Source organism: Pannonibacter sp. Q-1, from assembly GCF_054073275.1.
This window is the reverse complement of the sequence record NZ_JBSXNB010000002.1, coordinates 766,686-778,610: the sequence shown is the minus strand read 5'-3', so window position 1 is coordinate 778,610 and position 11,925 is coordinate 766,686. Positions and strand designations below refer to the sequence as shown.

General features: G+C 65.1%; 11 protein-coding genes. 8 read left to right on the top strand and 3 right to left on the bottom strand.

Annotation, left to right across the window (positions count from 1 at the left end):
* Positions 1-322 precede the first annotated feature (322 nt).
* Both ACVNHC_RS07615 and ACVNHC_RS07610 read right to left on the bottom strand, forming a co-directional pair.
* A complete protein-coding gene (locus ACVNHC_RS07615) occupies positions 323-1,012 on the bottom strand; it encodes an RES family NAD+ phosphorylase (RefSeq protein WP_457166864.1) in 690 nt (229 codons plus the stop codon).
* On the bottom strand, positions 1,012-1,422 hold the full coding sequence (locus tag ACVNHC_RS07610) for an MbcA/ParS/Xre antitoxin family protein (RefSeq protein ID WP_058900249.1): 411 nt from the start codon (positions 1,420-1,422) through the stop codon (positions 1,012-1,014). The genes ACVNHC_RS07615 and ACVNHC_RS07610 overlap by 1 nt, the downstream gene beginning before the upstream one ends.
* 200 nt (positions 1,423-1,622) lie before the next feature.
* Between ACVNHC_RS07610 and ACVNHC_RS07605 the strand changes: the two genes are divergently transcribed.
* From ACVNHC_RS07605 to ACVNHC_RS07575, 7 genes are all read left to right on the top strand, one after another.
* Positions 1,623-3,938 (top strand): bifunctional salicylyl-CoA 5-hydroxylase/oxidoreductase, encoded by a 2,316-nt coding sequence (locus ACVNHC_RS07605; protein ID WP_457166863.1) that lies wholly within the window; start codon positions 1,623-1,625, stop codon positions 3,936-3,938.
* Complete coding sequence (locus ACVNHC_RS07600; RefSeq protein ID WP_050471268.1) at positions 3,935-4,675, top strand: SDR family NAD(P)-dependent oxidoreductase; 741 nt, start codon at positions 3,935-3,937, stop codon at positions 4,673-4,675. The genes ACVNHC_RS07605 and ACVNHC_RS07600 overlap by 4 nt, the downstream gene beginning before the upstream one ends.
* Positions 4,672-5,154, top strand: a complete 483-nt coding sequence (locus ACVNHC_RS07595) for a MarR family winged helix-turn-helix transcriptional regulator (RefSeq protein ID WP_050471269.1) — start codon at positions 4,672-4,674, stop codon at positions 5,152-5,154. Before ACVNHC_RS07600 ends, ACVNHC_RS07595 begins: the two co-directional genes overlap by 4 nt.
* Positions 5,151-5,963, top strand: a complete 813-nt coding sequence (locus ACVNHC_RS07590) for an enoyl-CoA hydratase family protein (protein WP_457166862.1) — start codon at positions 5,151-5,153, stop codon at positions 5,961-5,963. The genes ACVNHC_RS07595 and ACVNHC_RS07590 overlap by 4 nt, the downstream gene beginning before the upstream one ends.
* 1 nt (position 5,964) lies before the next feature.
* The gene (locus tag ACVNHC_RS07585; RefSeq protein WP_457166861.1) at positions 5,965-7,110 is read left to right on the top strand and encodes an acyl-CoA dehydrogenase family protein; all 1,146 of its coding nucleotides are present in this window, start codon (positions 5,965-5,967) and stop codon (positions 7,108-7,110) included.
* Between the two features lie 63 nt (positions 7,111-7,173).
* Positions 7,174-7,608 carry a RidA family protein gene (locus tag ACVNHC_RS07580; protein WP_019962585.1) on the top strand — a complete coding sequence of 145 codons (435 nt, stop codon included), beginning with the start codon at positions 7,174-7,176 and terminating at the stop codon, positions 7,606-7,608.
* A gap of 135 nt (positions 7,609-7,743) precedes the next feature.
* The gene (locus ACVNHC_RS07575; RefSeq protein ID WP_457166860.1) at positions 7,744-9,378 is read left to right on the top strand and encodes an AMP-binding protein; all 1,635 of its coding nucleotides are present in this window, start codon (positions 7,744-7,746) and stop codon (positions 9,376-9,378) included.
* Positions 9,379-9,402: 24 nt separating this feature from the next.
* Here the strand turns inward: ACVNHC_RS07575 and ACVNHC_RS07570 are convergent, their stop codons facing one another.
* Positions 9,403-10,305: a LysR family transcriptional regulator gene (locus ACVNHC_RS07570; protein ID WP_050471273.1), complete on the bottom strand. Its 903-nt coding sequence runs from the start codon at positions 10,303-10,305 to the stop codon at positions 9,403-9,405.
* A 171-nt stretch (positions 10,306-10,476) separates the two neighbouring features.
* Between ACVNHC_RS07570 and ACVNHC_RS07565 the strand changes: the two genes are divergently transcribed.
* Positions 10,477-11,910: an NAD-dependent succinate-semialdehyde dehydrogenase gene (locus tag ACVNHC_RS07565; protein WP_457166859.1), complete on the top strand. Its 1,434-nt coding sequence runs from the start codon at positions 10,477-10,479 to the stop codon at positions 11,908-11,910.
* Positions 11,911-11,925: the final 15 nt, after the last annotated feature.

The following is an 11,925-nucleotide window of genomic DNA, read 5'->3' as shown; positions in this document are numbered from 1 at the left end:
GTCCAGGCCTTCCCCCGGCCAGACCCCAGACAGACCAAAGGCCGCCTGCGGGTCTTGCCGCGGCGGCCTTTGGGTCAACTTCGATCACGTCAGAACATGAGAAATCGCAAGGCCGCCAATCAAGCGTCCTGCCACCACCAGCCCATGCGGATCATCTGCGTGTTCATGCCTGTTTGCCTAGCGCAGCCACAGGCGGCAGGCAACCGGGGAAACGGCGTAAAAACCGCCCCTGCGCCACTTGCCTTGCCCCTGTTGCAAAATAGACCAGTCGCTTCAAGCTTGAATTATTTGTGTGCCTTACGGGGGCGGCTCTTTTTATCTTTCACAGCCCGAAAATCGCTCCCGTCCGGCAGTTGCGCACCTTGTCGGCGGTGGTGCCGTTCCAGTGGAAGTCGAAGTGATCGGCTTGCAGGGGAACGGGGATGAGGTCCGGCCAGAAGATGGCGGCACATTCTCCGCCTTCGCAACGGACACTGCGGTAGAGGATACCGTTGGCACCTGAGGCTCTCAGATCCCGGCCCAGTGCCTGCGAGGGGGCATAGTCATCCGGGTGGTGATAGCGGACGTCCGGTCTTGCATCATGCAGCTCAAGATCAAGGCGGCAGGTAAGCATGCGGAACTGGGAGGTCCAGCCCGGCGCTTCCTGCGTGGCCCGCATGGTGCGGCCGTGATGATGGGCGACTTCCCGGATCGCCACTTCCTCTGCATTGCCCGCGCTGTAGACTCCATAGGTGCCATCGGTGAAGCGGCCCGGCCGGTCTGTGCTGACATGGACGAAAGGTGCCATCAGATAGCTGGCGCCAGGGCCGCTCACCCGCCGGTGCGGCGGCACCAGATCCAGTTGCCCGAGATGGTCCCAGATCCGCGGATTGGTCTTCGATTCGGCCGAGGCAAGCGCTTCCCAGTCCTGCGGGTCGGCAATGTCCTCGAACAGATCAACAGGCGGATGGATGGAGCGGATGAGGCGGAAGGCGCTCTGCCACTCCACCCGCGTAAGGGCCGTTGAATTCATCAGAAGCCGCCGCGCTCCGCGTCGAGATAGGCGCGCACGCGGGCCAGCGAGAATATGTCGCCCTGCGCCATCACCTCGACCGGCGTGCGCCCGCCAAACACCGGGTTGGGCTTGCGCACCCAGGCGTAACCGCGTTCCGCTTCGGTGAAGAGATAACGCAGGCCCTTGTGGATGCCCATCAGCAGGGAGAGGCGGGTGGCCAGATCGCGGTCGATGCGCCCCGGCTCACCCGCCTTCCAGCGCGCATGGGTGCGGGCTGGCAGACCGCCGAGAATCTCCCGCGCCTGCGCATCGGACAACTGCCAGCGCTCGAACAGCCGGATCACCGCCCGCGCCATCGCCGCCGCTTCTTCGGCGGTGATCTGCGGCACGTCCGGCACAGCGCGGGTGCGGGGGATTTCCTGCAGCATGGTCAGCTCCTTTTGGCATAAAATAAGATATTTAATGCCAAATGGCAAGACTTCATGCTGAAACGGCTCCCGGATCGGCATATCGGCCTGTTCAGTCCGCCCCTGAAGTTTCGTTTCGCAGGGCGATATTTCAAGCTTGAAATAATTTCCGGCTGGTGGCAGGCTCATGCTCAACAAGACAAACGGAAGGGACTGCGGCAATGAAGATCCTGTGCCTGGGAGGCGGGCCTGCGGGGCTCTATTTTGCAATCTCGATGAAGCTGCGTGATGCGGCCCATGACATCACGGTGCTGGAGCGCAACAAGGCGAATGACACGTTCGGCTGGGGCGTGGTGCTGTCCGATGATGCGCTGGGCAACATGGCGCGCAATGACCCGAAGAGCACGGAAGAGATCCGCGCCAACTTCTCCTACTGGGACGACATTGCGGTCGTCCATGATGGCGTGCGCACCGTTTCCGGCGGCCACGGCTTTGCCGGCATTGGCCGCAAGAAACTTCTGATCATCCTGCAGGAGCGGGCGCGGGAGCTGGGCATCAAGCTGGAGTTCCAGCAGGAGTTCAAGACCGCTGAAGAGTACCGCAAGGACTATGACCTCGTGGTCGCCAGCGACGGCATCAACTCGCTGGTGCGGCGCGAATATGCCGATGTGTTCAAGCCCGATGTGGATCTGCGCCTGTGCAAGTTCATCTGGCTTGGCACGCACCAGAAGTTCGATGATGCCTTCACCTTCATCTTCGAGAAGACCGGACACGGCTGGATGTGGGTGCATGCCTATCAGTTCGATGCCGATACGGCGACGGTGATCGTCGAATGCACGCAGGAAACCTGGGACCGCTTCGGCTTCGAGCACATGTCCAAGGAAGAGACCATCGAGACCTGCGAGAAGGTGTTTGCCGCGCATCTCGGTTGCCACAAGCTCATGTCCAACGCGGCGCACCTGCGCGGCTCTGCCGTCTGGATGAACTTTCCGCGGGTGATCTGCGAGAAGTGGTATAACGGCAATGTGGTGCTGATGGGCGATGCGGCGGCGACGGGGCATTTCTCCATCGGCTCCGGCACCCGGCTTGCCTTTGACAGTGCCATCGCGCTGGCGACGTATCTCCATAGCGAAGCCAGCATGGAAGCGGCCTTCGAACGCTATCAGGAAGAGCGCCGCATCGAGGTGCTGCGCCTGCAGTCTGCCGCACGCAACTCGCTGGAGTGGTTCGAGCAGGTGGAGCGTTATCTGGATCTTGATCCGGTGCAGTTCAACTATTCGCTGCTCACCCGGTCCCAGCGCATTTCCCACGAAAACCTGCGCCTGCGCGATCCCGAATGGCTGCGCTCCGCTGAAGACTGGTTCCAGAAGCAGGCCGGCGGCCAGCCGGGCCGCACGCCGATGTTCGCTCCCTTTACGCTGCGCGGCATGCGGCTGGAGAACCGCATCGTCGTCTCGCCCATGGCCCAGTACAAGGCGGTGGACGGGGTGCCGGGCGACTGGCATCTGATCCATTATGCCGAGCGGGCCAAGGGCGGGGCAGGGCTCGTCTTCACCGAAATGACCTGCGTGTCGGCGGAAGGGCGCATCACCCCCGGCTGCCCCGGCCTCTATGCGCCGGAGCATGAGGCCGGCTGGAAGCGGCTGACGGATTTCGTCCATTCCGAGACGGCAGCGAAGATCTGCTGCCAGATCGGCCATTCGGGCCGCAAAGGCTCGACGCAGGTTGGCTGGGAAGGCATGGATGCGCCGCTGCCGGACGGCAACTGGCCGCTGCTGTCCGCTTCCGCCATTGCCTGGTCCAAGGGCAATGCGGTGCCGAAGGCGATGGACCGGGGCGACATGGATCTGGTGCTCGGCCAGTTCGTCGAGGCGGCGAAGATGGCAGAGCGCGCCGGGTTCGACATGATCGAGCTGCACGCCGCTCACGGCTATCTCCTGTCGTCCTTCATCTCGCCGGTGTCGAACGTTCGGGACGATGAATATGGCGGCAGCCTTGAAAACCGCCTGCGCTATCCGCTGGAAGTCTTCCGCGCCATGCGTGCCGTCTGGCCGGAGCATAAGCCCATGTCTGTGCGCATCTCTGCCAATGACTGGGTGGGTGAGGCTGGCGTGACGCCGGACGAGGCGGTGGAGATCGCCCGGGCCTTCTCTGAGGCGGGTGCCGACATCATCGACGTCTCCGCCGGTCAGACGACGACGGATGCGCGCCCCATCTATGGCCGCATGTTCCAGACCCCGTTCTCCGACCGCATCCGCAACGAGGCAGGTCTGGCGACCATGGCGGTGGGCAACATCACAGAGGCCGATCAGGTGAACTCGATCCTGATGGCAGGCCGTGCCGATCTGGTCTGCCTTGCCCGTCCGCATCTGTCCGATCCCTACTGGACGCTGCATGCGGCGGTGGAGCAGGGCGACCGCAAGGCCAGCTGGCCGCTGCCCTACCTTGCCGGGCGTGATCAGGCCCTGCGCCTTGCCGAACAGGCAAAAGCCAAGGTGGATGGCGCCAAGGCTGCGGGAGAGGTGATCCGGGCATGACGGTGGCAGGACGGCGCGTTCTCATCACGGGCGGCGGTACGGGCGCAGGGGCAGATCTGGCCCGCGGCTTCCATGCTGCCGGAGCGCAGGTCATCATCACCGGACGGCGGGCAGAGCCGCTGCAGGCAGTGGCGGCTTCCCTGCCGGGCGTGCGGGCGCTGACGGCGGACGTGACGGATGAAGCTTCCGTGAAGGCGCTGTTCGAGGCTGCAGGCCCGGTGGATGTGGTGATTGCCAATGCGGGCGCTGCCGAAAGCGCCCCCTTTGGCCGCACGTCGCTGGATCAATGGAATGCCATGCTGGCGGTGAACCTGACCGGTGTGTTCCTCACCTTCCGCGAGGGGCTTGCCCGGATGGACGGCTGGGGGCGGCTCATCGCCATTGCGTCCACGGCAGGGCTGAAAGGCTATCCCTATGTGGCGCCCTATGTGGCGGCCAAGCACGGGGTTGTCGGCCTTGTGAAGGCGCTGGCGCTGGAAGTGGCCCGCCGTCCGGTGACGGTCAACGCCATTTGCCCCGGCTTCCTCGATACGGAGATGACGGAACGCTCCGTTCAGAACATCATGGCCAAGACCGGCAAGAACCGGGACGACGCCATGGCCGCCCTTGCGGACACCAATCCGCAGAAGCGCCTCATCACCCCGCAGGAGGTGACGGCCATGGCTCTTTATCTGTGCGCTGCCGGATCTGACGGGGTGAACGGGCAGGCAATGGCCATTTCGGGAGGCGAGGTATGAGCGCAGAGAGGGAAACAGCCGTGCAGGAAACGGAAGCAGCTTCCGTGCCGCTCTCCAAGCGCCGGCTGAAGACCTGGATCCGCATTCTCGGCGTCACCCGCATGGCGGAAGCGCATCTGCGCGAGTTTCTGCGGGTGGAGCATGACACGACGCTGCCGCGCTTTGACGTGATGGCCGCGCTTTACCGCCGCCGCGTGCCGCTGAGCATGAGCGAGCTGTCACGCCTGCTGCTTGTCTCCAACGGCAACGCCACCACGGTGGTGGACCGGCTGGAGAAGGATGGCCTCGTCCGCCGTGTGCCCTTCGAGGCGGACCGGCGCACGGTGCATGTGTCGCTGACGGACGAGGGGCTGGCGCAGTTCGAAAAGCTGGCCGCCGATCATGAGCGGGAGGTGGATCAGCTCTTCGCCAGGCTGACGGACGCGGATCTGGACGCGCTCAAGGACATATTGAAGAAACTCGGGAAGGACGCGCAATGACCGCTCTGGCTGATCTGAAGCCCCGGCACTTTCTCTGGCAGGTGAAGGACCGCATCGCGCGTGTCAGCCTCAACCGTCCCGACCGCAAGAACCCGCTGACCTTCGACAGCTACGCCGAGTTGCGCGACACCTTCCGCGCCCTCGTCTATGCCGAGGACGTGGATGTGGTGGTCTTTACCTCCAACGGTGGCAATTTCTGCTCGGGCGGGGATGTGCATGACATCATCGGCCCGCTGGTCGGGCTCGACATGAAGGGCCTGCTTGCCTTCACCCGCATGACCGGAGATCTGGTGAAGGCGATGATCGGCTGCGGCAAGCCCATCATTGCGGCGGTGGATGGTGTGTGCGTCGGGGCCGGAGCGATCATTGCCATGGCCAGCGACCTGCGGCTGGCAACACCGGAAGCCAAGACGGCCTTCCTCTTCACCCGCGTTGGCCTTGCGGGCTGCGACATGGGCGCCTGCGCCATGCTGCCGCGCATCATCGGACAGGGCCGGGCGGCGGAGCTGCTTTACACGGGCCGCACCATGAGCGCCGCCGAGGGCGAGCGCTGGGGCTTCTTCAATGCCTTGCATGCGGCGGACAAGCTGGAAGACGAGGCCATGGCGCTGGCCGCAAGGCTCGCCTCCGGGCCTGTGTTTGCCCATGGCATCACCAAGACCCAGCTGAACCAGGAATGGAACATGGGTCTGGAGCAGGCCATCGAGGCGGAAGCGCAGGCGCAGGCGATCTGCATGCAGACGCAGGACTTTGCCCGCGCCTACCATGCCTTTGTCGCCAAGCAGAAACCGGTTTTCGAGGGCAACTGAGATGGCTGACCGCTCTTTCCTCTCCTGGCCCTTCTTCGAGACCCGCCACCGCGAACTGGCCGAGGCGCTGGATGCCTGGTGCGCCGCCCATCTTCATGTCGATCACGCCGACACGGACGAGGCCTGCCGTACGCTGGTGCGCGATCTGGGTCAGGCCGGTTGGCTGCGCCATTCGGGGGCAGGCGAGGGCGAGACGCTGGATGTGCGCAGCCTCTGCCTCATCCGTGAAACGCTGGCCCGGCATGACGGGCTTGCCGATTTTGCCTTTGCGATGCAGGGGCTGGGCATGGGCGCCGTCTCCCTGTTCGGCACGGCGGAGCAGCGCAAGTGGCTGGAGCGCACCCGTTCTGGCACCGCGATCAGCGCCTTTGCCCTGACGGAGCCGGGCTCCGGCTCGGATGTGGCCAACAGCACCGCAGCGGCAGAGGCCGTTCCGGGCGGCTTCATCCTGACCGGTGAGAAGACCTACATCTCCAACGGCGGCATTGCCGATCTCTACGTCGTGTTTGCCCGCACGGGCGAAGCGCCGGGGGCCAAGGGGCTTTCCGCCTTCCTGCTGCCTGCGGATACGCCGGGGCTGGAGATCGTCGAGCGCATCGAGGTGATGGCACCCCATCCGCTGGCGCATCTGCGTTTCAACAGCATCCGCCTGCCGGAAACGGCACTGATCGGCAAGCGCGGCGATGGCTTCAAGATCGCCATGTCGGTGCTGGACGTGTTCCGCTCCACCGTCGGTGCAGCGGCGCTGGGCTTTGCCCGCCGGGCGCTGGACGAGGCGCTGGCCCGCGTGCGCCAGCGCCAGCTCTTTGGTGCGCCGCTGTCCGAGCTGCAGATGGTGCAGGGGCATATCGCCGATATGGCGCTGGATGTGGATGCTTCGGCGCTGCTGATCTACCGCGCTGCCTGGACCAAGGACATGGGCGCGGCCCGCGTCAGCCGCGAGGCGGCGATGGCCAAGCTGCACGCGACGGAAGCGGCCCAGCGCGTCATCGACACGGCCCTGCAGCTGCATGGCGGCGATGGCGTGCGCAAGGGCTTTGCCGTGGAAAGCCTTTACCGCGAGATCCGCGCCCTGCGCATCTATGAGGGGGCGAGCGACGTGCAGAAGATCGTTATCGCCCGCGCCGCGCTGGGCGAGGCGCGCTGAGCGAACCGGAATTTGAATGCAATCAGCGGGGCGGATGGCCCCGCAGGAAGACGGGAAGGCCACATGACACAGACAACGGCAGATGCCTCCACCGCCGAAAGCCCGCACGCGTTTCTGAACCCGCGCAACTGGAAGCCCGCCAAGGGCTATTCCAACGGCGTCGCCGCCAGCGGCCGCATGCTTTTTCTTGGCGGCCTCATCGGCTGGAACGGCCAGCAGGAATTCGAGGCGAAGGACTTCACCGGACAGGTGGAGCAGACGCTGAAGAACATTGTCGAGGTGTTGCGCGAGGGCGGGGCCGGACCCGAGCATCTGGTGCGGATGACCTGGTACGTCACCGACAAGCAGCTTTATCTCGCCAGCCTGCGCGATGTGGGCGCCGTCTACCGCAAGGTGCTCGGCAAGCACTTCCCGGCCATGGCGCTGGTGCAGGTGGCCGGGCTCGTGGAAGACGAGGCGCTGGTGGAGATCGAGGCAACCGCCGTGGTGCCGGAGTGATCCGCACGCGCGGATCGTGACATTCGGGAAGACGACGCTCAGGAACAAGACAAGGCGGCTCAAGGGAAAACCCGCTTCCGCAAAATGGAAGGGCCGCAGGTCCGCGACAGCGGGCAACCATCCAGGGGATTGATGATGACAGCTGCGCTGAAACTGGGTCCGAGTGCCCATGTGGATACATTCACCCGGGACAACCTGCCGCCCGTGGAACTGTGGCCGGAGTTGAAGCTCGAGGGCTTCGACTATCCCGACTACCTCAACGCCGGCGTCGAGCTGACCGACCGCATGGTGGAAAAGGGCTTCGGCGACCATGTGGCGCTGATCGGCAACGGCCGCCAGCGCACCTACAAGGAGCTGGCCGACTGGACGAGCCGCATCGCCCATGCGCTGGTCGAGGATTATGGCGTGAAGCCCGGCAACCGGGTGCTGATCCGCTCGGCCAACAATCCGGCCATGGTGGCCTGCTGGCTGGCGGCGACCAAGGCCGGTGCCGTGGTGGTCAACACCATGCCGATGCTGCGGGCAGGCGAACTGGCCAAGATCGTCGACAAGGCGGAGATTTCCTTTGCCCTGTGCGACACGCGGCTGATGGACGAGATGGTCGCCTGCGCCAAGGATTCTGCCTACCTGAAGACCGTCATCGGTTTCGACGGCACCGCCAATCATGACGCGGAACTGGACCGGGCGGCGCTGGGCAAGCCGGTGCGCTTTGAAGCCGTGAAGACGGGCCGCGATGACGTGGCGCTGCTGGGCTTCACCTCGGGCACCACCGGTGATCCCAAGGCGACCATGCACTTCCACCGCGACATCCTGATCATCGCGGACGGCTATGCCCGCGAGGTTCTGGGCGTGACGCCGGATGACGTGTTCGTCGGCTCGCCGCCGCTCGCCTTCACCTTTGGCCTTGGCGGCCTTGCCGTGTTCCCGCTGCGCTTTGGGGCGGCGGCGGCGCTGCTTGAAACCGCCTCGCCGCCGAACCTCATCGAGATCATCCAGAAATACCGCGCCACGGTCTGCTTCACTGCCCCCACGGCCTACCGCGTGATGCTGAAGGCCATGGACGAGGGGGCGGACCTGTCCAGCCTGCGTGCCGCCGTCTCGGCGGGCGAAACGCTGCCGGCGCCGGTCTATGAGGAGTGGATGGCCAAGACCGGCAAGCCGATGCTAGACGGCATCGGCGCCACGGAAATGCTGCATATCTTCATTTCCAACCGCTTCGGCGACAGCCACCCGGCCTGCACCGGCCGCCCCGTCACCGGCTACGAGGCGCGGATCGTTGATGATCTGGGCCGCGAGATGCCGCGCGGCGAGGTGGGGCGTCTGGCTGTGCGCGGGCCGACCGGGTGCCGCTATCTCTCCGACAGCCGCCAGACCGGTTACGTGCACGAGGGCTGGAACATCACCGGGGACGCCTTCTGGCAGGACGAGCAGGGCTATTTCCACTTTGCCGCCCGCAACGACGACATGATCATTTCCGCCGGTTACAACATCGCCGGGCCGGATGTGGAAGCCGCGCTTCTGGCCCATCCCGACGTGCTGGAATGCGCCGTCATCGGCGCGCCGGACGAGGAGCGCGGGCAGATCGTGGAAGCCCATGTGGTGCTGAGCGCCGGTGTCGAGCCCGACGCTGTGACCGTCAAGCGCCTGCAGGATCACGTAAAGGCAACCATCGCACCCTATAAATACCCGCGCCGCATCCTCTTTACTGACGCCCTGCCCAAGACGCAGACCGGCAAGATCCAGCGGTTCCGGTTGAAGGAGGCGAGCTGAAGGGAAGGGGCTGAGTCCGGCCCCTTATACCGCCGCCAGCCGTCTGAGGGCGCGGGTCAGGTGCTCGATGAAGGCCTGTGCGGCAGGGGTGGGCATGCGGTCGCGGGATTTCAGCAGCATGATCTCGCGGGTGATGACCGGCTCTTCCAGGGGCAGCGCGCGAATGCCGGGCCCGCGCACGGCGGCGCGCGCATAGGCGGGCAGGACGGCAACGCCAAGCCCTGCCTCCACCAGCGCCAGAGCAGTGGTGATCTGCGTCACCTCGAAGCTGATCCGGGGCTCGATCCGCACGCTTTCAAAGCCCACTTCCACCAGCAGGCGGATGCCGGAGTCCCGTGTCAGCGTCACAAGCGGTGCCTCGGCAAGGCCGGACCAGACCGCGCTGTCCCTTGCGGCAAAAGCACTGTCCTCCCGGCAGAACAGCATCAGGCTGTCGCGCACGAGCGGCTGGCGCTCGATGTCATCGCCTGCCGGGGGAAAGGTGCCGACGGCACAGTCGGCCCTGCCGCTGCGCACGGCCTCCAGGATCTGCTCGGTGCCCACATCGGACAATTGCACGGCAATGCCGGGTGAGGATGCCTGAAAGCTGGCGATCACCTGCGGCAGCACGAAGCTGGCGAGCAGCGGTGGGGCCGCCACACGCAGCTTGCCGCGCCGCCGGTCTGCCAGCATGTGCAGGCCTTCCACCGCATGTTCCAGATCTTCCAGCACCTTGGCGGAGGAGTGGCGGAACTCCTCGCCTGCCGCCGTCAGCTCCACCCGCCGGGTCGTGCGGTCGAACAGGCGCACTCCAAGATCAGTCTCCAGATCCTTGACGGACTGAGACAATGCCGGCTGGGCGGTGTTGAGGCGCTTGGCGGCGAGAGAGAAGCTGCCAGCCTCCGCCACGGCGAGAAAGCTCTGGATCTGCTTCAGGGTGATTTTCATGGGGGCACTCCGCCACCGGTCTAATTGATATGAAATACGGTATAAATTTATCAGATAAATCTGTCTTGCCGATAATTCAGCTTTCGCCGATCCTGCCTTCAACACGCTTCGCCCTGCGGCCTCACAGGCTGCTGGCGAGGGCGAAAGAGCCAAGGAACAGAAGGCCCCATCATGCACGACTATCCGGACCTCCAGCTCTATATCGGCGGCGCGTGGCGCAAGACCGGCGAGACCTTGCGCGTGATCAACCCGGCAACCGAAGAAGAGACCGGCAGGCTGCCCGTTGCAGCCACGGCGGATCTGGATGACGCGCTGGAGGCGGCAGCAAAGGGCTTTGCCGTGTGGCGGCGCACCGCGCCGATGGAGCGGGCGCGGATCATCCGCACGGCGGCCTCCCTGCTGCGCGAGCGGATCGGGACAATAGCCGCCGATATCACCCGCGAACATGGCAAGCCGCTGCAGCAGGCGAGGCTGGAGGTGATCCGCGGCGCGGAGTTCTTCGAGTGGGATGCCGGCGAGGCAGAACGGCTCTATGGCCGGGTGATCCCGAGTGAACCGGGCATCCGCTACATCGTCCACCACCAGCCCATCGGCACGGTGGCGGCCTTCTCGCCCTGGAATTTTCCGCTCAGCCAGCCCGCACGCAAGGTGGCAGGGGCGCTCGCTTCCGGCTGCTCCATCATCCTCAAGGCGGCAGAGGAAACGCCCGCCGGTGCCTGGCACATTGCCCGCGCCTTCCATGATGCGGGCCTGCCAGCGGGCGTGCTGAATCTTGTATTCGGCGTTCCGGCGCAGATTTCCGAGTATCTCATCCCCAAGCCGCAGGTGCGCCTTGTCGCCTTCACCGGCTCCACGGTGGTGGGCAAGCATCTGACGGGCATCGCCGCCCGCCACGCCAAGCCGGTGCTGATGGAACTGGGCGGCCATGCGCCGGTGATCATCTGCGAGGATGCGGATGCGCAGAAGGCGGGCACCGTTTCCGCCATCCGCAAGGCCCGCAATGCCGGTCAGGTCTGCACCTCGCCCACCCGTTTCTTTGCGCATGAAACTGTCTTTGGCGCCTATCGGGACGCCTTCGTTGCCCGCGCCAGGGCGGTGAAGATGGGCAATGGCCTTGATCCGGACACCGAGATGGGGCCGACCGCCAATCACCGCCGGGTAGAGGCGATGGAAATGCTGGTGGCCGATGCGCTGGCCAAGGGGGCAAAGCTTCTGTGCGGCGGAGAGCGGCCCAAGGGGCCGGGTTACTTCTATCCGGTCACGGTCCTGTCGGAAGTGCCCGATGATGCCCGTGTCATGCAGGAAGAGCCCTTCGGCCCGCTGGCGGTGATCAATCCCGTCCGTTCGCTCGACGAGGCGATTGCTCGGGCAAACAGCGTGCCCTACGGCCTTGCCGCCTATGCCTTCACCCACTCCGCCGCCAATGTGGACCGCATCACCGACGAGGTGGAGGCGGGCAATGTGTCCATCAACACGCTGGAAGCCTCGGTGGCTGCGACGCCCTTCGGCGGGGTCAAGGAAAGCGGCTTTGGCCGTGAGGGCGGGGCGGAAGGCATCTTGCATTACACGGTGGTGAAGACCGTTTCCCACCGCATGGAAATCTGACGGCCAAAGCAGCCG

Excerpts from the sequence above, each read along its gene's own strand:
- ACVNHC_RS07615 (WP_457166864.1), bottom strand. The coding sequence starts at position 1,012 with ATGAATTCAACGGCCCTTACGCGGGTGGAGTGGCAGAGCGCCTTCCGC.
- ACVNHC_RS07610 (WP_058900249.1), bottom strand. The coding sequence starts at position 1,422 with ATGCTGCAGGAAATCCCCCGCACCCGCGCTGTGCCGGACGTGCCGCAG.
- ACVNHC_RS07605 (WP_457166863.1), top strand. The coding sequence starts at position 1,623 with ATGAAGATCCTGTGCCTGGGAGGCGGGCCTGCGGGGCTCTATTTTGCA.
- ACVNHC_RS07600 (WP_050471268.1), top strand. The coding sequence starts at position 3,935 with ATGACGGTGGCAGGACGGCGCGTTCTCATCACGGGCGGCGGTACGGGC.
- ACVNHC_RS07595 (WP_050471269.1), top strand. The coding sequence starts at position 4,672 with ATGAGCGCAGAGAGGGAAACAGCCGTGCAGGAAACGGAAGCAGCTTCC.
- ACVNHC_RS07590 (WP_457166862.1), top strand. The coding sequence starts at position 5,151 with ATGACCGCTCTGGCTGATCTGAAGCCCCGGCACTTTCTCTGGCAGGTG.
- ACVNHC_RS07585 (WP_457166861.1), top strand. The coding sequence starts at position 5,965 with ATGGCTGACCGCTCTTTCCTCTCCTGGCCCTTCTTCGAGACCCGCCAC.
- ACVNHC_RS07580 (WP_019962585.1), top strand. The coding sequence starts at position 7,174 with ATGACACAGACAACGGCAGATGCCTCCACCGCCGAAAGCCCGCACGCG.
- ACVNHC_RS07575 (WP_457166860.1), top strand. The coding sequence starts at position 7,744 with ATGACAGCTGCGCTGAAACTGGGTCCGAGTGCCCATGTGGATACATTC.
- ACVNHC_RS07570 (WP_050471273.1), bottom strand. The coding sequence starts at position 10,305 with ATGAAAATCACCCTGAAGCAGATCCAGAGCTTTCTCGCCGTGGCGGAG.
- ACVNHC_RS07565 (WP_457166859.1), top strand. The coding sequence starts at position 10,477 with ATGCACGACTATCCGGACCTCCAGCTCTATATCGGCGGCGCGTGGCGC.